Raw genomic sequence first — 22,998 nt, 5'->3', positions numbered from 1 at the left:
TTCTAGTTCGGAATTATCGATTTTTCTTCAATTTCGAACTACAAATTATTAAATTTCTCTTCAATTACGAATTACGAATTACGAATTACGAATTACTCGTCATCATCCAGCGATTCGCGGGAAAGAGATTCATAAGTTGGTCGAGGAGGTGTGCGACGGGCTGATTGATCTGCCATCAAATCGACTTCCACATCTAGGGAACTGCCATCTGCTTGGGTTTCTACCTTGTGTACGGCAATGTCTAACCCCAATGATTGCAACTCGCGCATTAGCACCTTAAAGGATTCTGGAGTTCCAGGTCGAGGAATTGCCTTACCTTTAACGATCGCATTTAACGCTTCATTCCGTCCTTGCATATCGTCAGATTTAACTGTGAGCAATTCCTGTAAGGTGTAAGCTGCACCAAAGGCTTCCAATGCCCACACTTCCATTTCCCCAAACCTTTGACCACCTTGTTGTGCTTTACCACCCAAGGGTTGCTGAGTCACCAGTGAGTATGGGCCTGTAGAACGGGCGTGGATCTTATCATCCACCAAATGCACCAGCTTCAGCATGTAAGCCACACCGATGGTAATTGCTCGGTCAAAGGGTTCGCCTGTACGACCGTCATACACCATGATTTTGCCTGGGTTATCTGGGTTATATACCCAGTCTTTCCCTGTTTCGTCCCGTGCTTCTTGCAATTTGCCATGCACGATTCGGCGGGATGTCTCTTCACCGTACATTTCATCAAAGGGAGTAATCTTAAATCGTACTCCCAAGGTCTGACCAGCCCAACCCAAGAGGCATTCAAATACTTGTCCGACGTTCATCCGGCTGGGTACACCCAAGGGGTTGAGTACAATGTCCACTGGTGAACCATCGGGCAAATAAGGCATATCTTCTGCCGGCAATATCCGAGAAATAATCCCTTTATTACCGTGTCGTCCTGCCATTTTGTCGCCAACTTGGATTTTACGTTTTTGGGCAACATATACCCGGACTACCATATTGGCTCCTGGTGGCAGTTCATCGCCTTGTTCGCGGGTAAACAAGCGCACATCAACGACGCGACCTTTTTCACCGTTGGGGACTCGCAAGGAATTGTCCCGCACATCCCGCGCTTTTTCACCGAAAATCGCCCGCAACAGTTTTTCTTCTGGCGGTTGGTCAGATTCACCTTTAGGTGTGACTTTTCCTACTAAGATATCCCCAGCTTCTACCCACGCCCCAATGCGAATGATTCCTTGTTCATCCAACTGGCGTAAGGCATCTTCCCCGACGTTGGGAATTTCTCTGGTAATTTCTTCTGGCCCCAGTTTCGTCTGTCTAGCTTCAATTTCATATTTCTCAATGTGAATTGAGGTGTAGACATCATCCTGCACCAGTCTTTCAGAGATTAAAATCGCATCTTCGTAGTTGTAGCCTTCCCAAGGCATATAGGCTACGACGATATTTTGTCCTAGCGCTAATTCACCGCCTTCGGTGGAGGAGCCATCAGCCAATACCTGACCAGCAACAACCTTTTCGCCAATGCGGACGAGGGGTTTTTGATTTAAACAGGTGTCTTGGTTAGAACGTTGGTACTTGGAAAGGGTGTATTTAATTTCTGAGGTATTAGGTTTAGGACGGACGCGAATTTCCGTGGCATCCACATAAGTGACATCGCCATCAGTACGCGATACAACCACCATCCCGGAGTCTCTTGCTCCTTGGGCTTCCAAACCAGTACCCACCAAAGGACGCTCTGGCTTAAGTAGTGGTACTGCTTGCCGTTGCATATTCGATCCCATCAGCGCCCGGTTAGCGTCATCATGCTCCAAAAAGGGAATCATGCTGGTTGCTACCGATACAATCTGTACGGGAGATACGGCTACGTAGTCCACTTGCTCCGGTGTTGTGGTGGAAAATTCTTGCCGATACCGGACTGGTACTAGTGGGCCAATAATGTGCCCGGTTTCATCTACAGGAATATCCCCAGGAGCAACCCGTAGATCGTCTTCCTCATCGGCTGTCATGTAGGCTGGAGGCAGATCGAATCTGACTCGCCCATTTTCTACAGGTCTAAATGGTGTTTCGAGGAACCCGTACAAGTTAACCCGCGCATGGGTTGCCAAGGAGCCAATCAATCCGGCGTTGGGGCCTTCTGGTGTCTCAATAGGGCAAATGCGTCCATAGTGACTAGGGTGAATATCCCGTACAGCAAACCCAGCGCGTTCGCGGGTTAAACCACCAGGGCCAAGAGCGCTCAAACGGCGTTTGTGCGTCAGTTCTGCGAGAGGATTGGTTTGATCCATGAACTGACTTAACTGGCTGGAACCAAAGAATTCTTTAATTGCTGCTACCAAGGGTTTGGGGTTCACCAAGGAAGCGGGGGTTAATACTTCGGCATCGGATACGGTCATCCGCTCCCGAATAATTCTCTCTAAACGGTTTAAGCCTACCCGCACTTGGTTTTGCAGCAATTCACCGACGCTTCTCACCCGACGGTTGCCTAAGTGATCAATGTCATCGATGTTACCGATATCATATTCTAGGTTAATTAGGTAATCTACGGCTGCCAATATATCGCCAGCAGTCAATACCCGCATGGTGTCTGGGACAGAAAGGCGCAATTTCTTGTTGAGTTTATACCGCCCAACGCGACCGAGGTCATAACGTTTCGGGTCAAAGAAACGAGAATCTAAGAGTTGTTGTCCACCTAATACTGTGGGTGGTTCACCAGGACGCAGTTTCCGATATAACTCCATCAGGGCTTCTTCTTCAGAAAATTGCCCTTCTTTTTCGATGGTTTTTTGGAAATATTCAGGGTGGCGTAAAGCGTCAAAGATTTCGTTGTCTGATAACCCTAAAGCCTTTAGTAGTACCTGCGCGGAGAGTTTGCGGGTTTTGTCGATGCGTACCCACACCAAATCGTTACGGTCTGTTTCAAATTTCAGCCATGCTCCCCGGTTGGGAATTAAGCTAGCTGAATAAGTCCGTCGCCCGTTTTTATCAATTTCTGATTTGTAATAAACCCCTGGCGATCGCACGATTTGGTTGACAATTACCCGCTCGGCCCCGTTAATAATAAACGTGCCGCGATCGGTCATCAAAGGCAAATCACCAATGAATACCTCTTGCTCTTTGATTTCCCCGGTTTCTTTATTAATCAGCCTTGTGGGAACATACATTTGGACGGCATAAGTACTATCCCGCCGTTTCGCTTCTTCGACGCTGTACTTTGGCTCCTTGAGTTTGTAGTTATGACCCAAAAAGTGCAATTCTAATTTGCCCGTATAATCTGTAATAGGACTAAAGGAGTTCAGTTCTTCTATCAGCCCTTCTTCCAAAAACCAGCGAAAGCTCGCTCGCTGGATTTCAATCAAATCGGGCAACAGAAAGGCGGGTTCCATGTATGTTTCTTTAGTCATGCCTCTTCCTTTGTCAACCTGGTAAAATTTTCCCTTGGACACTGCTGTTTCACGCTTCCCACTGCTAGGCAGTGTCCTTAGTTGTTTGGGAACTTCTGACACACTTGCTATTTACAGGTGTGGGCAAACGCAGCCATTAAAGCTGGAATGAGCAATTTGGACAAGGGGATAATTGCCCCTAATCGGGTACTCAGACAACAAAAACCCACTATAGTCTTGATTTAAGAAGAATATACAGTTGAGATATTCCTGAGTTTTATCTACGTTCTTCATTTCCCCTCCAAAAAGCGCGTTAATTTGCTGACGCAGCTCTAGACGGTGTGTTTTAAATCCACCCGGCTATTTAGACTCTCAGTGATATCTTGAGATATCCTAAGACTGAGGGAACGATCCGCACCTTGTCGGTTTTGAATCAGAATCACTTCGTTTTGCTGGATTGTACTCACAAGGCAATTTCGTTTAAGGATTTTGTATAGGTTAAATACACATCAAGCCGATGTTGTGCAGAAGCCTAGCTCAACCTGGTTTGGCACGGTTAGTCATTATGTGGAGAGCATCCGCTTGTGGAGATATGGAGGATGGCCAAGCCGATAACATCACGGAAAATTAGGCTCAGAAATTTTAGGTTCCTTCCTTTATCATTATGGCGCAAGCAAAATGTTTTTGAGGGAATAATATTACCATATTTTCCCTTCCTAGAGTTTTATTTTTTTTAGCACAACTGAATTAAAGAGATTAGATCCCACTTTATATTGACAGACCGAATAGTTCACAGGCATTCTGGGTGGTTTGATGCGCGATCGCTTCTACTGTTTCTTGACGCAGTTTAGCTACTTGCTCGGCTACATAAAGTACGTAAGCCGGCTCATTCCGTCTCTCACCCCGTTTCGGAACAGGTGCGAGGAATGGGCAGTCTGTTTCAATTAGTAGGCGATCGCTACTTACCATCGCAGCTGATGATTGGATTGCTTTGGCGTTTTTGAACGTTACTGTCCCGCTAAAGCTGATGTAGAAGCCTAAATCAAGAAACCATTGAGTTTCTTCTGGCGTTCCTCCCCAGCAATGCATGACACCCCGCACTCTTTCTCCCTTAAGTTCGCGCCATTTTTGCAAGACTTCCCTGGTTGCCACAGCAGCATCGCGGCAGTGGATAATTACTGGTAAGTTGAGTTCAGATGCGATCGCTAACTGTGACTCAAATACCATTAGCTGATGCTCATAGTTATCAGCTTTGTAAAAATCCAGCCCCATTTCCCCAATTGCTACAACATTCGAGTCAGAACTAGCTAAAGTTTTGATTTTCTCAGCTGTCTCGCTATTCCATTTATCAGCATCTAAAGGGTGTAATCCCACGGCAAAGCTGATTTCGGGAAACTCGTGGGCGATGGATTGGATGCTGGAAAACTCATCAGGGTGAACACAGGAATGGACTAAATGTACTACTCCTGCTTCTTGCCACCGCGATCGCACTGTTGCTAAATCTGGCTGAAAACTATCAAAGTTGAGATGAACGTGCGTGTCTACCAGTTGCATTCTTTGTTCTTTGTCGTTAGTCATACATATTGTTAGCCGTGAGCGCGACTAAGGACAAATGACCCTCTAGGTAAATCTTTCTCCTCTGCTAGCCGCCACGCGAGCGCCAAATGTTCAAGAGGGAAATCAAGCCCACCACTTGTTTTAATTAGAATAAACAAAAGTAGTTGCTGATAAGGCAGCCCTGCTATTTTCAGTTGAAAACCCTGCAAACTACACTAGCTTCGGGTGAGCAACTGGCGTTTTACGCCAATTACTACAGCTTTCAGAAAATTCGTAACCTAGTGATTCACTCAGTTAGAAGATCGCACTGGCTCAACTCATGATTATTCAGCTGCTGTTTGAGTTACAGGTTTTAGTTTATGAGCCAATCTCGACTTTTTCCTTGCGCCATTATTGGCGTGAAGGACACCCCGTTTGACTGCTTTATCGATTTTGCCGTAAGCTTCGGATAACCGAGCCTCTGCTTCTTGTTGTAATTCTGGGGTAGGATTAGCTGTATAGACAGCTACCGCACTAGAGTATTTCTTCATCAGCGTCTTGACTGCTGATTTGTAAGCTTTGTTACGCAGTCGGTTACGTTCTGCGATTTGGGCACGCTTGAGAGAAGACTTTGTATTCGCCACAGTCAATTCCAAAAATACTATTAATATGTACACACACTACTAGACTTACTAATATAGCATCCAAATTGCCAATGTTATAATTTCCTAAAAAAATTAATTCTGCTATTGGGGAATAGTTATTCTCCTGCTTCCCAATCTATCCAGTCCCCAATTTAGTGTGTCGTCAATTGAGGAAATGCGTTAAAATAAGCGATATAAAATAAAACAGTGACCCTAACTCACTGGCCTCTAACTGATAAAACAGTACGATTGTCAATGTAATCTGTCCTGAATTTAGGATGTATTGTTCAGAGGCAAAAAACTGTAACCAGCTTTTCAGGAGGTTTGAAAGTACAGAAGCGATATAAAATAGTGTCTGTATTAGGAGATGTTAAGTACTAATAAGTTAGGAAAATAAGTAATAATTATACTCAGACCCTATCCCCTGTAAATATGGGGAATTTGATGTACAAACACACCACCTGCACCCCGCAAGGAGTGAGGGGAAGGGCAAAGGGGTAGTGGAAAATGGCACACCCACTTCTTGCCGTCAGCCTATTAAGGTTTGTCGGACTGAGCAATTAAGTTGCCTTCTCAAGTAAACCATCTATTGGCAGTCTTGAGAGTATCAAAAAAATCCAGGTTAAGCTAGAGAAGAGAATTAGAGTCAGCTTGCATACCCCAGTGGGTCAAGAGCAATACTAAATCTCAGGTGTGAATATTATAATTTTGGCATTGTCCTTACTCCATGCTGCGAATCATTACTCAGCAGGCAGACGTTAGAGCAGAACTGCAACGGATCTGCGATCGCACCCATGACGAACAAGTGGTTCACAAAGAAGCAACGGTACGCGAAGTTTTGCAAGCAGTGAAGCGCCAAGGCGACAAAGCTCTATTGCATTACACAGCCGAATTTGACAAACAAACCCTGAAAGCAGAAGAACTTCGAGTTACAGGCTCGGAACTAGATGCAGCCTATCAGCAGGTGTCAAAGGAGTTGTTGGGAGCAGTTCGGCTAGCTTGCCGCCAAATTGAAGCGTTTCATCGTCAGCGAGTCCCAAAAAGCTGGGTACACTTTGGCGACGATGAAATAGTGCTGGGCAAACGCTACACTCCTGTAGATCGAGCGGGGTTGTATGTGCCTGGTGGCCGTGCAGCCTATCCCAGTACAGTGCTGATGAATGCAATTCCGGCTCGTGTTGCTGCTGTACCCCATATAGTGATGGTGACACCACCAGGCCCAGGGGGTGCAATTAACCCAGCAGTTTTGGTAGCTGCCCAAGAAGCAGGAGTACAAGAAATTTATCGGATTGGGGGCGCACAAGCGATCGCTGCTTTAGCTTATGGCACAGAAACGATTCCGAAAGTGAATGTGATTACTGGGCCTGGTAACATTTATGTCACCCTAGCGAAAAAACTTGTCTATGGCACCGTTGGTATTGATTCTTTGGCAGGCCCTAGCGAAGTGCTGGTGATTGCCGATGAAACCGCAAATCCGGTGCATGTAGCTGCTGACTTGCTAGCCCAAGCCGAACACGATCCAATGGCGGCAGCAATTTTGCTGACGACAGATGCGGCTTTGGCGAAAAACGTGCAATTAGCCTTGGAAAGGCAGTTAGTAGATCATCCACGGCGAATAGACACAGAAAAAGCGATCGCTCATTATGGGTTGATTGTCCTTGTGGAATCCCTCGAAGCAGCAGCAGAACTCTCAAATGAATTTGCCCCCGAACACCTGGAATTAGAAGTAAAAGACCCTTGGGCACTCTTACCACAGATTCGCCACGCTGGGGCAATCTTTTTGGGTTACTCAACACCAGAAGCTGTGGGAGACTATTTGGCAGGGCCTAATCACACCTTGCCAACTTCTGGCGCTGCCCGCTATGCCTCGGCGTTAGGTGTTGAAACCTTTCTGAAACACTCCAGTATTATTCAATACTCCCAAACAGCGCTGCAAAATGTGGCTGGTGCCATTGATGTCCTAGCAACAGCAGAAGGCTTACCTTCTCATGCTGATTCAGTCCGCCGCCGAGTTCAGCAAGAAGAGTGATTTGGAATGGTTAAGTTTTTACTAATACTGTTGACAAAAGTCACTCTGTCGGTAATGAGTAAAAGTTTGGATGGCGATGTTTGACGACAAGTCGCTACCCTGCTTAAGCCTTTTGGCGGGCATCTACAAATGGGAGTATCCCAATTTTGCCAAAATAAAATTTGTAGTGGGAGCATCTTGCTCCCTAATGTCCAGGAAGCGGGCTAGAAGCCCGCACTACCAAAAAATGAATTTACACATTTGGGATGCTCCCCTACAAATTAGGCATTGCCCGCCTAATCCAGTGGCTTATTAAGGAAAGAGTTATCTGTGTAATAAGCTAGCAAGCACGCCCTAATGTCAAAGTTGGTGAAACCGATTTATGGCATAGCCTCCAATACATAAACTAAATAATCAGATGGGAAAAAATTTAGTGTAACTGCCAACAAGTTTTACTCCAGTTTTACTACATACTTATTTAAGGGATCTACTCTTATAGGAGACGAGAGCGGTGCTAAAGAATATTTTGGTAGCTCTAGATGGTTCGGAAATTGGAGAACGAGTAATTCAGAGTTTAGATAATTTTGCGTTGTCAAAAGATACCAAGATTATTCTCTGTCATGTATTTCCCACGCCAGAGTCAGAAATGGAACTACCTGCCGATCGTCCTCAACCAGAGCCCCCAACATTTTCTTATTTCCAGTTGGAAAAACAGTTGCAATCCTATCAGGAAAAATTATCAGTCACAAGTGAGTTAGAACTGGTAACTGGCGATCCTGCTGAAGAGATTATTCGCCTTGCCAATATTTACAAAGCTGACTTGATCGTAATTGGCAGTAGAGGGTTGATTGGGATGAAGCGAATTGTCCAGCGTTCTGTTAGCAGTCAAGTTGTAGAAGAGGCTAATTGTTCGGTGTTCGTAGTAAAGCCGAATTAGAATGAGGTAAAGGCAAATCAAACGATCGTGCCATGACTACAACCCCAGCAGTTACTAAACGACTTACCTTTGAAGAGTATCTGGCTTATGATGATGGCACTGATACCCGCTACGAATTGGTCAATGGAGAACTAATTCCCATGAGTCTAGGAAGTGGACAACATGGGGCTTTAACAGAATTTCTCAATGTTTGCTTTCGATTAGAAATTCTCCGGCTAAAGTTAGATTGGACTTCTAAACAAATGGTTATCGGTGTTCGTTCCCCCCGTGCTGGCAGATGGGATACATCGAGAATTCCAGATGTAGTTGTGATGCCATTACCTCAGTGGCGGGAGTTGAAAAACCGAGAAGCAGTTATTGAACTCAACGAATCACCTCCTTTGTTGGTGGTAGAAGTCGTTAGCGAATCAACAAAGACTGTAGACTATCGAGCCAAGCGAGTTGAGTATAATGTTCTCAACATTCCAGAATATTGGATTGTCGATCCATTAACGAGCAAAGTGACTGTCTTCACATTAATAGAAGAATTATACGAACCAGTAGAGTTTGTTAGTAGCGATCGCATTCTATCTCAAATTTTTCCAGAGTTAGAATTAACAGTTGAACAAGTTTTGACAACCGATTCTTAAAAAGAATTTAAGGATTTAAAAAATCTAAATGCTCACCTGGTTCGTGGCGTAACTTCTTTAGAGACGCTTGAATTTTCAATTTACCTTGGTCAAGCAGTACAATCCAATCAGCCCGATTGATGACTCTAGGACGGTGACTAATCAGGATTGTGGTTTTGCCTTGACGGTAAAACAGCACCTTGTCTAAAACCTCTGCTTCACTCACAGGGTCAAGTCCGGCAGTTGATTCATCTAAAATCAAAACTGGTGGTTTGTTTACTATAGCGCGTGCGATCGCTAGTCGTTGCCTTTGTCCACCAGAAATATTTGCGCCAAATTCACCTAAAACCGTTTGATATTTATCGGGTAACTTGCTGATAAAATCATCAGCCCCCGCAATTTGACAAGCTATAACAATTTCCTCAAAAGTAACGTTAGGCGAACCTAAACGGAAGTTTTCTAGAATTGACCTACTCCAAAAGTGTGCTTCTTGGGGAACCAAAATAACTTGTTGGCGGAGACAATCTAAAGAAAGGTCTTCCAGATTATAAATACCAATACGAATATTACCAGACTGAGGCGGATATAAACCGGCAATCAATTTTGACAGCGTACTTTTACCACAGCCAGATTTGCCAATGAGGGCGGTAACTTTACCACCAGGAATAGCCACAGAGAAGTCTTCTAAAAGGTCAACTCTACCCGCGTGATGAAAGTTGAGATTTGTGCAGATTATATTGGATTTCTCAGGAATTTTAGCAAAAGGTTTTTTGGTATCTCCTTGATTTTCTGGTGTAGCATTGATGACTTCTGTAAGGCGTTGGGTTGCAGTTTTAACTCTGATTAATTCATCATTAAATCTTACCAACTCAGTAACTAAATTTAGAACATTCTCAGCCATACCATTGAAAGCTAATAGTTGACCTATACTGATTTCATTGGCAATCACTAAGTTACTGCCAAACCAAAGCAAACTCACACCACCAATAGCAGAAACAAAACTAGAGAAAGTATTGTTAATAATCCCAATTTGCATGGTGCGAAAGGTGATATTTGCCACCGTGCCAAAGCGACTTTGAAATTCTTCCCAGAATTGAGGGGCTGCGGTGGTAGTTTTGAGTGTGAGTGCGCCTTTAAAACTTTCCACAAGAACACCTTGATTTTCTGCCTCTGATGCGAATAAATTACGAGTTTTTTGTCGTAGTGTGGGCTGAAAAATTAATGTAGATAGCATCATTAAAGGAATAATTAGCAGAGAAATAAGCGTAAGTTTCCAACTATAGAAAATCATGAATCCCAAAGAAACAAAAGCAATAAATATACTTGCAGGAAGTGAGCTAATTACCTGGGAAACTAATTGATTAATTTCTTGAATATCTCGTAATCTGCTGACAATTTCACCACTACGACGTGATTCATAATAACTCAGTGGTAAGCGCAGAATTTGTCGCCCAAATTCTAGAATTAAACCTAATTCTAAGCGTTGAGCAAAGTGAGCAATTAAGTTAGACTGCACTAATCTGAGGCTACTACTAACAATATTCATTACCACAACAGCAATAACCACAGCATTTAGCAGTTTAATATCGCCTCTGACTAACACATCATCAGTAAGAATTTGAATAAGAAATGGGGAAGCTAAAGAGAGTAAGCCCAAAACTAAAGCATAAATAAAAGCTTGAGCAATAATGCCTTTGTAAGGTAAAACTCGCTGAATAAATTGTCCAAATCCGCTAATTTTATCTTCAGGTTGGACAAAAAAGCGAGTTGCATCAGGCTCTAATAAAAGTATTACCCAGTTAGTCCAAGCCTCGGCTAACTCTTTTTTGGAAAGATAACGAACGCCTACGGCTGGATCGGCAATTACATATTTTCCGCTTTTTTGACCATACAAAACAACCCAGTGATAGCCCATCCAGTGAATGATTGCTGGTAATGGCGCTTCATTCATTCTGTTGAGTATTTCAGGTGACGCTTTAAGCGTGCGAGCGTTTAAACCGAGTATTTCTGCTCCTTGTCTTAAACCTAATAATGTAGTTCCTTGTTGTCCTGTTCCTACTGCTTCGCGGATGCGGTTGATGTTTAGATTACGTTTATAGTGTTTGGCAATAGTAGCAAGGCAAGCAGCACCGCAGTCTTCTTCACTATGTTGTAAAACATTTTGATAAGTCATTAAATATACACCTTGATAACTTAATATAAATTACACTTTACTTCATTTAGTTTTTACAATATTATCTATAAATATACTCAAGCTAATAATAAAAGACTCCTGTAAAAAGACGGGAGTCTTTTGTTAGACAAAACTAAGTTATTTACTAACTAATTAGCAAAAATGTCAGATGTACTAATAGACTTTGACTGGCTGAAATAATGCTTGTCCCAACTTACTAAAAGCCCGATTTACCTTTTGCTTTTGAGCATCACGCAAAACGCCATAAACTGTTGCCATACCTGTAACAGCAACCCAAAACCATCCACCATTGATACTAGCAGACTCTTCAGAAGTAATTTCGGTGAAAAGCGAATTTTTATCTTCCATGTTGCTTATTTTTTGCTCCTTGCAAAATCATTCAATTAATAAATAATGAATTTAATTTGCAGCCTCCTCATTAAATTTAAAAAAATGAATGAGGCAGCTTTGAGGTCATTTAGAGTATTGCCCAGTCCCAGACACGATCACTAAGCGGGGTTTATCATAGGGGTCGTAGCTAGTAGTTGTGCGACCATTCGCATTTCTGTATGGAGCCATTCGTGTGTTGTACTTAATTAGTTCCTTGAATGTGTATTGTGCAAGCTCCATCCAAGGAAAACTAAAACCGCCATTGATATTCGCAGCTTCTTCAGCAGAAATTTCAGTGAAAAATTGTTCTTTAGTAGTGGATTGCATTTTTTAGTTTCTTCGTTTTTTGATCATATTTTAACTTTTCAAGAGTCTATATGACTCATGAAAAGTTAATTAAACCATCTTAAAACTAACGTCTAAACCTATAATAATTTACAACAGTCTGTACTGCCTTCTTTGTTTCGTTAATTCGATCATTAATCCAATTAGCCACTGGCTGAAATAAATTACCTCCATTGATATTCGCAGCTTCTTCAGTAGTAATTTCGGTGAAAAGTTGTCCTTCAGTAGTAGATTTCATTTTTGAGTCTCCCTTTTGATTAATTGGAAATTATCAAGCAGCAAAATTCAATGTAGGTTAGGTAATGAAAGTGATTTAATTTGAGAAAATCACTTTATTCACTACCTACAATTACTGGGGTTATTTCTTGAATAAATTTTTTACGGTGTCATATACACCATAGACTTCAATAGCTCTCCAAACCCACTTACCACCTTGGTAGACGAGTTTAAGTACAGTTCCCCAACCACCACCATTAATAGCAGCAGCTTCTTCAGCAGTCATTTCGGTAAAAAGCAAGTTTTGATTATTCATGATTTACTTCCTAATAGTAAATTATTGAAAATGAGAAATTGATGAAATTGACAAATTATTAGAATAGACGATAACGAGGAGGCAAAAGAGGACGAAAAGGAGGCTTTGAAGAACGTGGTGGCAACAAAGGCCAAAAAGATAAACTTCCATTAACAGAAGCCGATTCTTTAGAACTTAACTCAGTAAAAAGTTGATTGTTTTTCATCTCATTTAACTTCAGCAATTTGTTTGCCTATATCCAATTTATCCTCGTGTAAAAAAACACACCAGTATTTGCGCTGAAATTGCTCATGATTTCAACTCACGATATCTTCATTAAATTCGCGGTTTTCATGAACTAGGGTTGAATTGCTAAGGTACAGGGAACAATAAAAGACAAGTACTATTAAGCACTCATGCTCAACAACCCTAATTCAGACTTTCTCCGCCCAATCAAAAGCGATGAATTCCTCCCCCCCATTAGTCTGTGGACAACTCTGGGTGGGCTATTTTTAGTTAGCACTTTTGGTATAGCTGTTGTTCTCGCCGCCTTTACCAAATACGATGTCACAGTTAAAGCAGCCGCCACGGTCAGACCTTACGGGGAAATACGGATAGTGCAAGCGGCAATGGAGGGAACTGTTCAAAACATCTTGGTGAAAGAGAATCAAGTACTGAAAAAAGGAGATGCGATCGCCTACATTGACTCTTCTCAACTCCAAACTAAAAAAAGCCAACTCATCGGGAATATTCAACAAAACCAGCAGCAAGTAGCTCAACTCGATGCCCAAATTCGCGCCTTAGATGGGCAAATTGCTGCTGAAAATAATCGCAGCGATCGCACTGTTGCTTCCGCTAAAGCAGATATGAATCGCACCCAACGCGACTATCAAGATAGAAAAGTCACTGCTAATAGCGATGTTCAAGAAGCTGAAGCTAATATTAAAATTGCCGAAGATGAATTGCAAAAAGCCCAAGCCGATTTACAGTCAGCCCAAGCAAATACTAGAGCTACTGAGGCAGCATTAAAAGCAGCTATTGTCAAGCGCGATCGCTATAAAACCATAGCCCAATCTGGCTCGATTTCTTTGAATCAACTAGAAGAAGCTCAACTCGCCGTTGATCAACAACAACAATCCCTGGAGTCGCAAACATCTGCTGTGGAAAGCCAAAAACAAGTAATTGAGCGACAAGGGCGATCTGTAGAAGCTGCGATCGCTCGAAAAAATCGGGCTTTAGCGGTGGTGAATCCGAGTAATGCAGTGTTAGCGATCGCAACGGAGAAAATAGCCGAAGAACGTGCTACAGGTGAAGTCAGTTTGGCGAGATTGAACCAAGAAAAAAAGAGTCTGCTTCAGCGTACAATTGAAATCCATTCATCAATTAACAACGCTCAAAAAGACCTAAAACAAGTCTTGACAGAACTGCAAAAAAGTGTAATTCGTACCTCGGAAGCTGGTACTATTCTCAAACTGGAATTAAGAAATACTGGGCAAGTTGTGAGGGCTGGAGATGCGATCGCACAAATTGCTCCCAATAATACTCCTTTGGCGATCAAAGCCCGGATTGCTGCTGCTGATATTAGCAAAGTTCGTGTATGCAAAGCTGTACAAGTAACAGAATGCACAGAAGGTAAAGTCATCATGCGGATTTCTGCCTATCCTTACCCAACCCAGATTACGGGACACTCAATGGTGCTGTTAGAGGTATTACTGCTGACGCGATTACACCTCAAACTAACAGCAATATTGCTGTTGCACCTTACTATGAGATCACAATCCAGCCCGATAGACTTAATCTTATTAAGGGTAATAAATCCTACTCTATTCAACCTGGCATGGAAATTACAGCCGATATAATTTCTCAAGAAGAGACTGTTCTAACATTTATTTTGAGAAAAGCAAGACTGCTTACAGATTTGTAGGCTGATCGATCAGACACATAGAGACAAGGAAAATCCCCTTGTCCCTACGTTCAGTCGATTCAACGTCCTTGAGTTGCCAGAAATTGACGCAAGCTCAACAAACTCAAAGTTTGACCCAAATTCAAGGGCAAAAGTGAAACTCCTTCCAAGCGGGATTGTACCCAACCTTCTCCCCAGTACCATTCGTGAAACCCGTCAATACCTCCACTGAGTAGCAAACGCAGACAGTTGGATTTTACAATGTCTACTTGATGATGAATCGAGACTGGTCCAGTCCAGGTTGTAAACTGAAATCTAGGAAGCAGTTCTTCTGGCATTCCTGGTGCAAAGCGTTGCCCTAAGAGCCATTTTTCTAGTTGTACCGGATGCAGCAGACTGTCACGAATTGCATCTGTTGGCGCTTCAATTTCGATCCGCAGTTGGCTTTGTTGAAAATTACCCAGCATTTTTCTAAGATTGCCTAAAAGTGAGACATCGCTATTTCTAATATTGCAAATAGTTTTTGTCATTAGTCATTAGTCCTTTGTCCTTTGCAAATAATCTAATGACCAATGACCAATGACCAATGACCAATGACCAATGACCAATGACAGCCGTTTATTTGCTTAACACTCCACTACGTTACTTTTCTTGCAGCAGAGAACTTAGAATAGAAAAAGTGAACTTGTTAAGAAATGTAAGGTTATTCATGGCGGATCAGTTAATTCGTGCAACAGCAGCCGAAGGTGGAATTCGTGCCGTAGGTGCGATCGCCACACGTTTAACAGAAGAAGCACGGCAGCGCCACAAACTTTCTTATGTGGCAACGGCAGCACTGGGACGGACTATGGTAGCGGGCTTGTTGATGGCTTCTAGTATGAAGCGAACTGGGTCAAGGGTGAATGTCCGAGTCAAAGGCGATGGGCCTTTGGGCGGCATATTGGTAGATGCAGGCTTAGATGGTACGGTACGCGGGTATGTGGGGAATCCATCTGTAGAATTGCCTCCCAATGCCAAAGGCAAGCTAGATGTTGGTGGTGCAGTGGGTGGTGGCTACCTCTACGTTGTGCGGGATGTTGGTTATGGTTATCCTTACTCCAGTACGGTAGAACTAGTTTCTGGCGAAATTGGCGATGATGTGGCTCATTATCTGGTGAATTCCGAACAAACACCTTCAGCTTTAGTTTTAGGTGTGTTTGTGGGAGCAGGCGGAGTAACTGCGGCTGGAGGATTATTAATACAAGTGTTACCAAAAGCTGCCAGAGATGAAGCCCTAGTAGAAACCTTGGAATCACGGGTCGCTAGTCTGGCAGGATTTACGCCATTGTTGCAAGCTGGGAAGAATTTGACTGAAATCTTTACCGACCTCTTGGGCGACATGGGACTGCAAATCTTTCCCGAACGGCAAATGCTGCGCTTCCACTGTGGTTGTTCTTTCGATCGCGTTTTAGGGGCACTGAAGATTTTGGGAGAGGCCGAACTGCAAGATATGATTGTTAAAGATGATGGTGCTGAAGCAACTTGCGACTTTTGTGGCAATGTTTACCAGGCAAGTAGCGAGCAGTTAGCTCAACTAATTGCCGATTTGCAAGCTGAATCTACTGTTTCAGGATAAAGTATAAAATAGCACTGTTTTTTGAGATTGATAATGCTACTCTGTGGAGAGAGATAATCAAAAAAGTAGCTTTTTAATCATGAGAAAGTTACTATGTCAACAATGGAATTATCAACCTAAAACAGAGCGCTATTCAATTATTTTGGTGTGAGAGATGACAGAGCGGGATATTCCAGACAGTTGGTCTTCAGCCGGTGATAGAGAGCCAGATCAAAACAAAAGATTATCCCGAACAGAACAATTCGGTGAAACTCAGCCATTTGATGTCCCAGCTACTGGTTCTAACTCCAAGTCAGTGAAGCGGCGAAAAAAAAACCATCGGGAAGGATTACCTATAAATAGTAATTCAGAAGAAACTGCCCAACTCAGTAGTACTTCTGGGAAATGGCCACGCTGGATGAAAAGCTGGACATTATGGCTAGTACTACTACTGTTGATTCCCGGCAGTGTAGGATTTTTGGCAATGGCAATGCTGTTAAAGTTGCCAGCTGCTCCTAATTGCCCCTCGATTTTCTGGCCTTTAGCTAGTGCTTCTGTCCGGCTACACTGCGCTCAATTGGCGGCTTCTAAGCAGACAGTAAACGACCTATTGCAAGCGATCGCTCTGGTGAAGCAACTACCACAAAATCACCCGTTGCATGGAGAAATCGATCGTTTCATTGAAGAATGGTCGCGGGATATTTTGAAGCTAGCCGATCAAAGTTTCCAAACAGGAAATTTAGAGGAAGCGATCGCTACTGCTCGCAAGATACCTGAAGATGTGGCAGCTTATAAATTAGTCGATGAACAAGTTGACAAATGGCAGTCAATTTGGTCAAAGGCAGAAGCTACATACAACGGTGCGATCGCAGAAGTAAAGGAACGGCGCTGGCAATCGGCCTTTATGTTATCCGCCAAAATGCTGCGCGTAGACAATCAATTCTGGGCAGGTACTAAATACGACCAATTGAATCGTCTAATTGCCACAGCGCGGGAAGATGGCGATAAGTTAGGAAAAGCTGAAAGTTTAGCAAACAGCAAAGTTGTCGATAATTTACTGGAAGCCATCAAGCTAGCTGAATCCATTGGGCAAGAAAGTTACCTTTATCAAAAAGCTCAGGAAGCGGTTCCTGCATTTGGACGCAAAATGCTGGAATTGGCACAGGCAAAACTAGACAAGCGGGATGCCGATGAAGCACTGAATATTGCTCGACAAATTCCAGAAAGTGCGAAACTACAGGGCGAAACAGATGACTTTATCGCCATAGCTGACGCGAAAAGAAGTGCTTGGATAGGTAATGTTTCTGGTTTAGAGGCTGCGATCGCTCAAGCACAACAAATCGATCCTTCCAGACCAGTGTATAATGAAGCACAGCAACTAATTGCTCGTTGGCAGTTGGAAATTGAAGATGTTGCCCATCTGGAAAAAGCAAGAATATTGGCTAGTCAGGGAACAGTCCCTAATTTAACAGCAGCGATCGCTCAAGTGGAACTCATCCCTGTTAGTAACCCTAGAGGCGCAGAAGCTAGGCAAGAGATAGGTCGCTGGAATGCCCAGGTGGAGACAATTGAAGACCAACCTTACTTAGACCGCGCCGAACAGATAGCAATATTTGATGATATTAACTCCTTGCAAACTGCGATCGCTCAAGCTAGCGAAATTCGTAGAGGTCGGGCATTATATCCAGAAGCACGGAAAAAAATTCGTACTTGGGTAGGGAAAATTCAGCGAATTCAAGACCAACCCTACTTGGATCAAGCACAAGAACTGGCTCAGAGTGGAAATCTCACCGCCGCCATTAGCGCAGCCCAACAAATTGCCTCGTCGGGAAGGGCGCTTTCGCAAGAAGCACAAGCTGCGATAAATGACTGGGAAGGTCAAATCCGCACTAAAGAAAACTGGAAAAAAGCCCAGGAAGTGGGCGCGGCGGGAACGCCAGAAGCTTTGGTTGAAGCAATACGGCTGGCAGATCGGGTTTCAAACAATAGTATCTTACGTATGGATGCGAATCTAGCTATTGACCAATGGAGTCAGCAATTGTTAGAAATAGCCCGCTCTCAAGGTCAGTCTGATATTGCCAGAGGGATTGACATTGCCAAATCGATTCCACGCGGTAGTGCTGCTTACAGTGCGGCGCAAGAGCAAATTAAGACTTGGCAAGACTTTCTGAATCCTCAACCTGAACCTAAGCCTCAGCTTCAGCCTCAACCCCAGACTGAATCTCTACCATTTCCTCAATCAACTACTAATACTACTGATAGGCAGTAATATCCTTATTAAAGATTAAAACCTTTTAATTCAGCATTTTCAAAGGGTATATCAGGGATGCTGGGGTGTAAAAAGAAACTTTCTTCAATGTGTCTCACAACATTTTTTAAGTAGGGTAGCATAGCTAGCTGTGCTATCCTACGAATATTTATTCCCCCATCACTCTCCCCATTCTTGAATTACAGAAAACAGTGATGAGTAGTCATCATCAGCAAATGACATTTTCACGGCTGTTTGCAAGATTTGCCGAACACCTTTAATACTACTGAGATCCAAACTTCGGGATTTCGCTTCCGAGATAAATAATTCTGTATCTTTGAGTAAATGTTTTGTGGGGAAGTTCGGATCGGCATAATTGCCATCCAACATCCGTTGTAGCTTTTTGTCAAAGGTAGGTGCGTAGAGTGGACTGTCGCGCAAAATTTGCATAAACACATCCACATCGACACCCTGACGCTGGACGAAAGCCAGACTCAGAGCAAAGCTAGTTGTTAGGGAAGCTATTAGTTGATTTAGTGCCAATTTGAGCGCCGCCGCAGATCCCACAGGCCCTATAAGTAAAGGTTCTGTCCCAAAATTTTGGAGTAACTTCAAGTGGCGTTGATATTGTTCTGGCTCTGCCCCTACCATAACACTCAACTTGCCAGCTTTTGCTTCCGGGATACTCCCTAATACAGGAGCTTCTAAATACTCACCACCACCACCAACAACTGCATCTCTTATTTCCTGGCTTTCTGTGGGAGTAATTGTTCCCATTTGAACGATTGTGCGTCCTTCCAGAGTTTGCCAAGCAGTATCTGAAAGCAACACATTATAAATGGCCGGGGCATTAGTAAGCATGAGGATTACGCACTCAGCAGCACGAATGGCATGGCGGGGATGTGTAGCAATTTCAGCCCCAGCTGCTTGTAGTGGTGCTAATTTTTCTGGGGTGCGATTGTAGGCAACTAGCTGTATATCTGCGGCTAATAACCTTTGAGCCATTGGTAGTCCCATCAGTCCAGTTCCCAGAAATGCCACCTTCATTTTTCATGTTCCTTTAATACAGCGTCACCGATAGCGAGTCTTTGTTCGCGCAGCGTCTCGTGAATAGCGTCACAGCCCATCGCGAACATCGCGTTTGCATTGTTTGATTCAAATTTAGTTGGAAAGTAGTTATTTGAGACTTAAGATCCAATCCCAAATCTCAGGTTTTCTACTCCCCACCGCTACTCTCTAACTCTGGCAATCAACCACCGGCGGCAAAAGTCACCATAATTATCACTGAAAGTAAAATACCAGGGGTAAGTAGTGTTGCTAGCATTAGCAGGTCATGAGTTGACATAATTATTACTTTGGTAATGTGTTTAACTTTACAGTATTCACTGTTATGCTAGTCTAGATAAGATTGATACTGCATTCTTAAATAGAGTTTTAACTTTTCAAATATACCTTTACTTTGGCAGGGTCAATCCTTTTATTGGTTGAGAAGTTTCTGTATTGTTCAGACCTTTACTCTGAATTAGGACTCCAAAGCCGCCTAGCCCTGTGGGATCTATAAGTTGGTGTAGTGCGTCGCGTCGCTGTAGTAACTCCGAGAGGGGTTGCTTTTGATAAGAAAGGGCTGCAATGCGTTCGCCTAAACCCAACGCCATCAAAAATAATCCTTGCTGGATAAAACCAATATTCTTTAAATTGCACTTCTCGCCCCAGCGTTCCAAAGCCGTAAAGTCAACATGGGCAGTGATATCTTGTTGCCCAATATTAATATAGGGGTTGTCATGGAAACGATGCTGATAATAACACTGTAGCGTTCCTTGCGATCGCCTGGGATTATAGTAACGGCTGGCGGGGTAGCCATAATCAATTGTTAACACATAGCCACGCTGCAAGCGGTCTGCTACTATACTCAACCAGTCTAGAGCAGCTAAATTAATTTCACTGCGGTAGCCCTCTGGATATGCACTTTGGGTCAAGTCGATTCCCAGTAAATCCAAATATTCAGCTAGTTGGAGCGTTGAAGGTTCCCCTGTGACTTCCACAAATGATAAGCACGTTTCTTTTTCATTACTATCTGTGGTTATATAGATTTCTCGGAGTTCTCCCGTTTCTAGGGTGAATTGATGCACGGGGAACGCATCTACTAACTCGTTGGAAAAAAAGCAGCCTACCATCGCATTTGGTAGTATATCCTCTAGATTGCACCAACGCACGGGTAAATCTTGTAAGCGTTGCTGCTGTTCTTGTCTTAAAGTTGGGGACTTTTCAACAATGATGTACTCTAGCGCAGTAAAAAAATCTGGGTAGCGTAGCTGATGATATTTGAGGATATGCAATGCTAGCAGCCCTTGACCTGCTCCCATTTCTACCAGAGAAAAGGGTATAGGTTTTCCTAAAATTTCCCACATTTGGAAAAATTGTTCTGCTAGTAACTCGCCAAAGTCATCACAGAGGTTAGGAGAGGTGAAAAAATCGCCACCTTTAAAGCCAATTTTAAGTGCATCGCTGGAATAGTAGCCGTATTCAGGATGGTATAATGCCATATCCATGAATTGGGCAAAAGTAATTCGCTGCTGGGGACTGGTGGTAATGCGATCGGCGATCGCTGCACACAATGCTGGATTTGAATCCATAAAATTTGATATTTGAGATTAAGGTGTTGAGAAATTATGAATTATGAATGATGCAAAACAAAATTCATAATTCATAATTTTCCTAACGGTCTACAAAACCCATAATATCGATGGCTGTGTTATGAGTGCTGGCATTCATTGACAGATAAAACTTGAAAAGTTTGCGGTTCGGTGCGATCGTCCATCAATTCAACGCCATAAAATGGTTCGGCATCGACTAGATGCATCAAGCCATTATTTTGTCAATACTTCCTTCAAAGCAGAAATTGACGGTGCAAAGAAGTAGCCGCCACCGGTAGGAATCACCCAGTCTTCAGGTGCAGTCAACTCCTTGGTTTGAGGTTGGTCTTCGTTATCCTCAAGGTGGATAAAAAACTTACGTGTGCGATCGCTACCTGGTTTGTTATTTTCACTTTGACCAATAATTGGATCGTGACCCAGAGTTAATTTACCTTCAAACTCGTGCCCGGTAGCAGCCTCCTCACTGAAGTTTGCATTATTAACCCAAAACTTGGTTACAAACTCAAACTGGTCAACAATCGAAGTCTGATAAGCCAAAAAGTGCAAACCGCGATCGACAAAGTTCGGATCTGGTAGTGGATTGTTCGGCGTTGAAGGAGACACTGGGCCGTAAGGAATACCGCGACGGAGTAAGCGGTGTGTTTGAGTGGTCACTTCACTGCGGTCAATTTCTTCGGGCCCTGGGCCTCCACCTCCTGGTGTTTTGTCGTTGCGTGGATAAGTCTTGCGGGTATGGGCAATAAACGGGCAGCGCAAACCTGTTGCATCATCAGAAGGTGGAACTACATCATTTTTGAAGAATTTTCCCTCTGGTGCATCATCCCCGTTAAATTCAAAATTATTGTTGCCATTGTCATCATTACCCAAACTTGGGGCATCTTCTTCCGGCGTGCGGACAGTGGGAGCGCCACTAGGCCAGCGACCGATTAATTTTGCACTTACCTTTCTGGGGTCAGCATTCAGGTCAGCAGCAGTATAGTTTAAAAACTGGTGGAACTTAAACACATCTTGACGCAATCGGCGGAATACAAGGTAAGAGCCATCATTTGCCCAGTGTAGTCCCGCCGAAACAACCTGACCTTTGCTATCTTCCAACTTATGAGCTTTTTCGTTTTGCCCCTCATAGCCAAAAACAAACTCTCCTGGCCACAGAAGATCCTGTCCGGGTTTGCCCTGGTTTGGGTTCTCTGGGTTTTGTCTGGGGGTGAGAAGTTCTTTAGGATTATCAGAAACCCTGCCACGAATACCAGGTTGTGATATTCCATCTAGGTTGCCGAAATGCTCATGTCCAGATAGGGGTTGAGGTAAATTGGCTCCCTCTTCCAAGAAGGTAATTCTGGCTCCGCTACTTTTTGCGTTGCCTTTTCCGTCTGTAAATGACACAACACTTTCTAAGATCCGCGAAACTTCTTCTAGTAAATCTGCGCGATCGTCGCTGGCAATAATGAAAATCACATCAGTTTTGCCATTATCTGGCCCACCTACAACCCAGCCAATAGGCTTACCATTGTTGTCCACCGGATCGTTGAGTTCAGCAGCCTTTGCTGCTAGCCCAGCTTTAAAGGATGTATCCGTAAATGAGTTGGCATCATGAGTTAGTTTCTTCAGCCCCTCAAAGGAGAAAGCTATATTGACCCAGGTTGCCTTAACAGCGCCTTCACGGCCTCGTCGTTGTCTGGCAGATTTAAATAAGCGGTTGAAGGCAATCACTTCTGAGGCGGTGGCAATGAAATTGATCTGTGACTTAAGCCACTCCTTGAAGGCATTTGGATTTTCAATTTCAAGCAACAAAAGCGCTTGGTAGTCTTTATTGAACCCACCTAGAATGTTGCCTTGAATGTTGTTGACATTGAGAATAGGCTCATTAGGTGCAGGGACGTGGAAGAATTCATTTGTCTGTTGACCTTCTAACGGATAAGGAGCAGGTGCTTCACGAATTATTTGTTGTGTCATGATTAAAGTCCTATTGATGTTAGAGCCTATTGGCTATTCCAGAATGGAAGTATGAAATCAGGTATCTCTGATGGGAACCTGTCTTAACTTATCGGAGGTAAATAAAGGATTTATGCAGCAAGT

At 43.4% G+C, this 22,998-nt stretch carries 18 protein-coding genes; 6 read left to right on the top strand and 12 right to left on the bottom strand.

Features of this window, described 5'->3' with window-relative positions:
• Positions 1-92: 92 nt before the first annotated feature.
• The 3 genes from rpoB to rpsT form a co-directional block, all read right to left on the bottom strand.
• Positions 93-3,392, bottom strand: coding sequence for a DNA-directed RNA polymerase subunit beta (gene rpoB / locus CDG79_RS13635; protein ID WP_094342606.1), 3,300 nt, complete (start codon positions 3,390-3,392; stop codon positions 93-95).
• Positions 3,393-4,139: 747 nt separating this feature from the next.
• The gene (locus tag CDG79_RS13630; protein ID WP_094342605.1) at positions 4,140-4,925 is read right to left on the bottom strand and encodes a TatD family hydrolase; all 786 of its coding nucleotides are present in this window, start codon (positions 4,923-4,925) and stop codon (positions 4,140-4,142) included.
• Between the two features lie 326 nt (positions 4,926-5,251).
• Complete coding sequence (gene rpsT, locus CDG79_RS13620) at positions 5,252-5,551, bottom strand: 30S ribosomal protein S20 (RefSeq protein ID WP_094342595.1); 300 nt, start codon at positions 5,549-5,551, stop codon at positions 5,252-5,254.
• Positions 5,552-6,278: 727 nt separating this feature from the next.
• Here rpsT and hisD point away from each other — a divergent pair.
• The 3 genes from hisD to CDG79_RS13605 all read left to right on the top strand — a co-directional run bounded on the left by hisD (position 6,279) and on the right by CDG79_RS13605 (position 9,125).
• Positions 6,279-7,580: a histidinol dehydrogenase gene (hisD, locus tag CDG79_RS13615; protein WP_094342594.1), complete on the top strand. Its 1,302-nt coding sequence runs from the start codon at positions 6,279-6,281 to the stop codon at positions 7,578-7,580.
• 490 nt (positions 7,581-8,070) lie between these two features.
• On the top strand, positions 8,071-8,496 hold the full coding sequence (locus CDG79_RS13610) for a universal stress protein (RefSeq protein WP_094342593.1): 426 nt from the start codon (positions 8,071-8,073) through the stop codon (positions 8,494-8,496).
• A 32-nt stretch (positions 8,497-8,528) separates the two neighbouring features.
• Positions 8,529-9,125 carry a Uma2 family endonuclease gene (locus CDG79_RS13605; RefSeq protein WP_094342592.1) on the top strand — a complete coding sequence of 199 codons (597 nt, stop codon included), beginning with the start codon at positions 8,529-8,531 and terminating at the stop codon, positions 9,123-9,125.
• A 7-nt stretch (positions 9,126-9,132) separates the two neighbouring features.
• On the opposite strand, the gene CDG79_RS13600 is transcribed toward CDG79_RS13605, so the two are convergent.
• From CDG79_RS13600 to CDG79_RS42345, 5 genes are all read right to left on the bottom strand, one after another.
• Complete coding sequence (locus tag CDG79_RS13600; RefSeq protein ID WP_094342591.1) at positions 9,133-11,277, bottom strand: peptidase domain-containing ABC transporter; 2,145 nt, start codon at positions 11,275-11,277, stop codon at positions 9,133-9,135.
• Between the two features lie 174 nt (positions 11,278-11,451).
• The gene (locus tag CDG79_RS13595) at positions 11,452-11,646 is read right to left on the bottom strand and encodes a hypothetical protein (protein WP_094342590.1); all 195 of its coding nucleotides are present in this window, start codon (positions 11,644-11,646) and stop codon (positions 11,452-11,454) included.
• Between the two features lie 105 nt (positions 11,647-11,751).
• The gene (locus CDG79_RS13590; RefSeq protein ID WP_094342589.1) at positions 11,752-11,994 is read right to left on the bottom strand and encodes a hypothetical protein; all 243 of its coding nucleotides are present in this window, start codon (positions 11,992-11,994) and stop codon (positions 11,752-11,754) included.
• Between the two features lie 85 nt (positions 11,995-12,079).
• On the bottom strand, positions 12,080-12,250 hold the full coding sequence (locus tag CDG79_RS42350) for a hypothetical protein (RefSeq protein WP_189524988.1): 171 nt from the start codon (positions 12,248-12,250) through the stop codon (positions 12,080-12,082).
• 120 nt (positions 12,251-12,370) lie between these two features.
• Positions 12,371-12,544, bottom strand: coding sequence for a hypothetical protein (locus CDG79_RS42345; RefSeq protein WP_189524987.1), 174 nt, complete (start codon positions 12,542-12,544; stop codon positions 12,371-12,373).
• A 395-nt stretch (positions 12,545-12,939) separates the two neighbouring features.
• Here CDG79_RS42345 and CDG79_RS13585 point away from each other — a divergent pair, with 395 nt between their 5' ends.
• Complete coding sequence (locus CDG79_RS13585) at positions 12,940-14,382, top strand: HlyD family efflux transporter periplasmic adaptor subunit (RefSeq protein WP_442946203.1); 1,443 nt, start codon at positions 12,940-12,942, stop codon at positions 14,380-14,382.
• Between the two features lie 124 nt (positions 14,383-14,506).
• On the opposite strand, the gene CDG79_RS13580 is transcribed toward CDG79_RS13585, so the two are convergent.
• The gene (locus tag CDG79_RS13580; protein ID WP_094342604.1) at positions 14,507-14,893 is read right to left on the bottom strand and encodes a hypothetical protein; all 387 of its coding nucleotides are present in this window, start codon (positions 14,891-14,893) and stop codon (positions 14,507-14,509) included.
• 242 nt (positions 14,894-15,135) lie between these two features.
• Between CDG79_RS13580 and hslO the strand changes: the two genes are divergently transcribed.
• Together hslO and CDG79_RS13570 are read left to right on the top strand one after the other, a co-directional pair.
• The gene (gene hslO / locus CDG79_RS13575; protein ID WP_094342588.1) at positions 15,136-16,041 is read left to right on the top strand and encodes an Hsp33 family molecular chaperone HslO; all 906 of its coding nucleotides are present in this window, start codon (positions 15,136-15,138) and stop codon (positions 16,039-16,041) included.
• A gap of 154 nt (positions 16,042-16,195) precedes the next feature.
• Positions 16,196-18,289: a chromosome segregation ATPase gene (locus tag CDG79_RS13570; RefSeq protein ID WP_094342587.1), complete on the top strand. Its 2,094-nt coding sequence runs from the start codon at positions 16,196-16,198 to the stop codon at positions 18,287-18,289.
• 159 nt (positions 18,290-18,448) lie between these two features.
• Here the strand turns inward: CDG79_RS13570 and CDG79_RS13565 are convergent, their stop codons facing one another.
• The 3 genes from CDG79_RS13565 to CDG79_RS13555 form a co-directional block, all read right to left on the bottom strand.
• Positions 18,449-19,315, bottom strand: a complete 867-nt coding sequence (locus CDG79_RS13565; protein WP_094342586.1) for an NAD(P)-dependent oxidoreductase — start codon at positions 19,313-19,315, stop codon at positions 18,449-18,451.
• Between the two features lie 407 nt (positions 19,316-19,722).
• Positions 19,723-20,901: a class I SAM-dependent methyltransferase gene (locus CDG79_RS13560; protein WP_094342585.1), complete on the bottom strand. Its 1,179-nt coding sequence runs from the start codon at positions 20,899-20,901 to the stop codon at positions 19,723-19,725.
• A 234-nt stretch (positions 20,902-21,135) separates the two neighbouring features.
• The gene (locus tag CDG79_RS13555; protein ID WP_094342584.1) at positions 21,136-22,875 is read right to left on the bottom strand and encodes a Dyp-type peroxidase; all 1,740 of its coding nucleotides are present in this window, start codon (positions 22,873-22,875) and stop codon (positions 21,136-21,138) included.
• Between the last annotated feature and the right edge of the window lie 123 nt (positions 22,876-22,998).

This window comes from Nostoc sp. 'Peltigera membranacea cyanobiont' 232 (assembly GCF_002245985.1).
In the GTDB taxonomy this organism is placed as follows: domain Bacteria; phylum Cyanobacteriota; class Cyanobacteriia; order Cyanobacteriales; family Nostocaceae; genus Nostoc.
Note: the sequence above shows the minus strand (reverse complement) of the source record. Positions and strands in the feature narration are given on the sequence as shown.

What these genes read in the sequence shown, in the direction of transcription:
- CDG79_RS42345 (WP_189524987.1), bottom strand. Translation starts at nt 12,544, where the DNA reads ATGAATAATCAAAACTTGCTTTTTACCGAAATGACTGCTGAAGAAGCT.
- CDG79_RS13580 (WP_094342604.1), bottom strand. Translation starts at nt 14,893, where the DNA reads ATGCTGGGTAATTTTCAACAAAGCCAACTGCGGATCGAAATTGAAGCG.
- CDG79_RS13590 (WP_094342589.1), bottom strand. Translation starts at nt 11,994, where the DNA reads ATGCAATCCACTACTAAAGAACAATTTTTCACTGAAATTTCTGCTGAA.
- CDG79_RS13555 (WP_094342584.1), bottom strand. Translation starts at nt 22,875, where the DNA reads ATGACACAACAAATAATTCGTGAAGCACCTGCTCCTTATCCGTTAGAA.
- CDG79_RS13570 (WP_094342587.1), top strand. Translation starts at nt 16,196, where the DNA reads ATGACAGAGCGGGATATTCCAGACAGTTGGTCTTCAGCCGGTGATAGA.
- hisD (WP_094342594.1), top strand. Translation starts at nt 6,279, where the DNA reads ATGCTGCGAATCATTACTCAGCAGGCAGACGTTAGAGCAGAACTGCAA.
- CDG79_RS13565 (WP_094342586.1), bottom strand. Translation starts at nt 19,315, where the DNA reads ATGAAGGTGGCATTTCTGGGAACTGGACTGATGGGACTACCAATGGCT.
- CDG79_RS13605 (WP_094342592.1), top strand. Translation starts at nt 8,529, where the DNA reads ATGACTACAACCCCAGCAGTTACTAAACGACTTACCTTTGAAGAGTAT.
- rpoB (WP_094342606.1), bottom strand. Translation starts at nt 3,392, where the DNA reads ATGACTAAAGAAACATACATGGAACCCGCCTTTCTGTTGCCCGATTTG.
- hslO (WP_094342588.1), top strand. Translation starts at nt 15,136, where the DNA reads ATGGCGGATCAGTTAATTCGTGCAACAGCAGCCGAAGGTGGAATTCGT.
- CDG79_RS42350 (WP_189524988.1), bottom strand. Translation starts at nt 12,250, where the DNA reads ATGAAATCTACTACTGAAGGACAACTTTTCACCGAAATTACTACTGAA.
- CDG79_RS13585 (WP_442946203.1), top strand. Translation starts at nt 12,940, where the DNA reads ATGCTCAACAACCCTAATTCAGACTTTCTCCGCCCAATCAAAAGCGAT.
- CDG79_RS13600 (WP_094342591.1), bottom strand. Translation starts at nt 11,277, where the DNA reads ATGACTTATCAAAATGTTTTACAACATAGTGAAGAAGACTGCGGTGCT.
- CDG79_RS13630 (WP_094342605.1), bottom strand. Translation starts at nt 4,925, where the DNA reads ATGCAACTGGTAGACACGCACGTTCATCTCAACTTTGATAGTTTTCAG.
- CDG79_RS13595 (WP_094342590.1), bottom strand. Translation starts at nt 11,646, where the DNA reads ATGGAAGATAAAAATTCGCTTTTCACCGAAATTACTTCTGAAGAGTCT.
- CDG79_RS13560 (WP_094342585.1), bottom strand. Translation starts at nt 20,901, where the DNA reads ATGGATTCAAATCCAGCATTGTGTGCAGCGATCGCCGATCGCATTACC.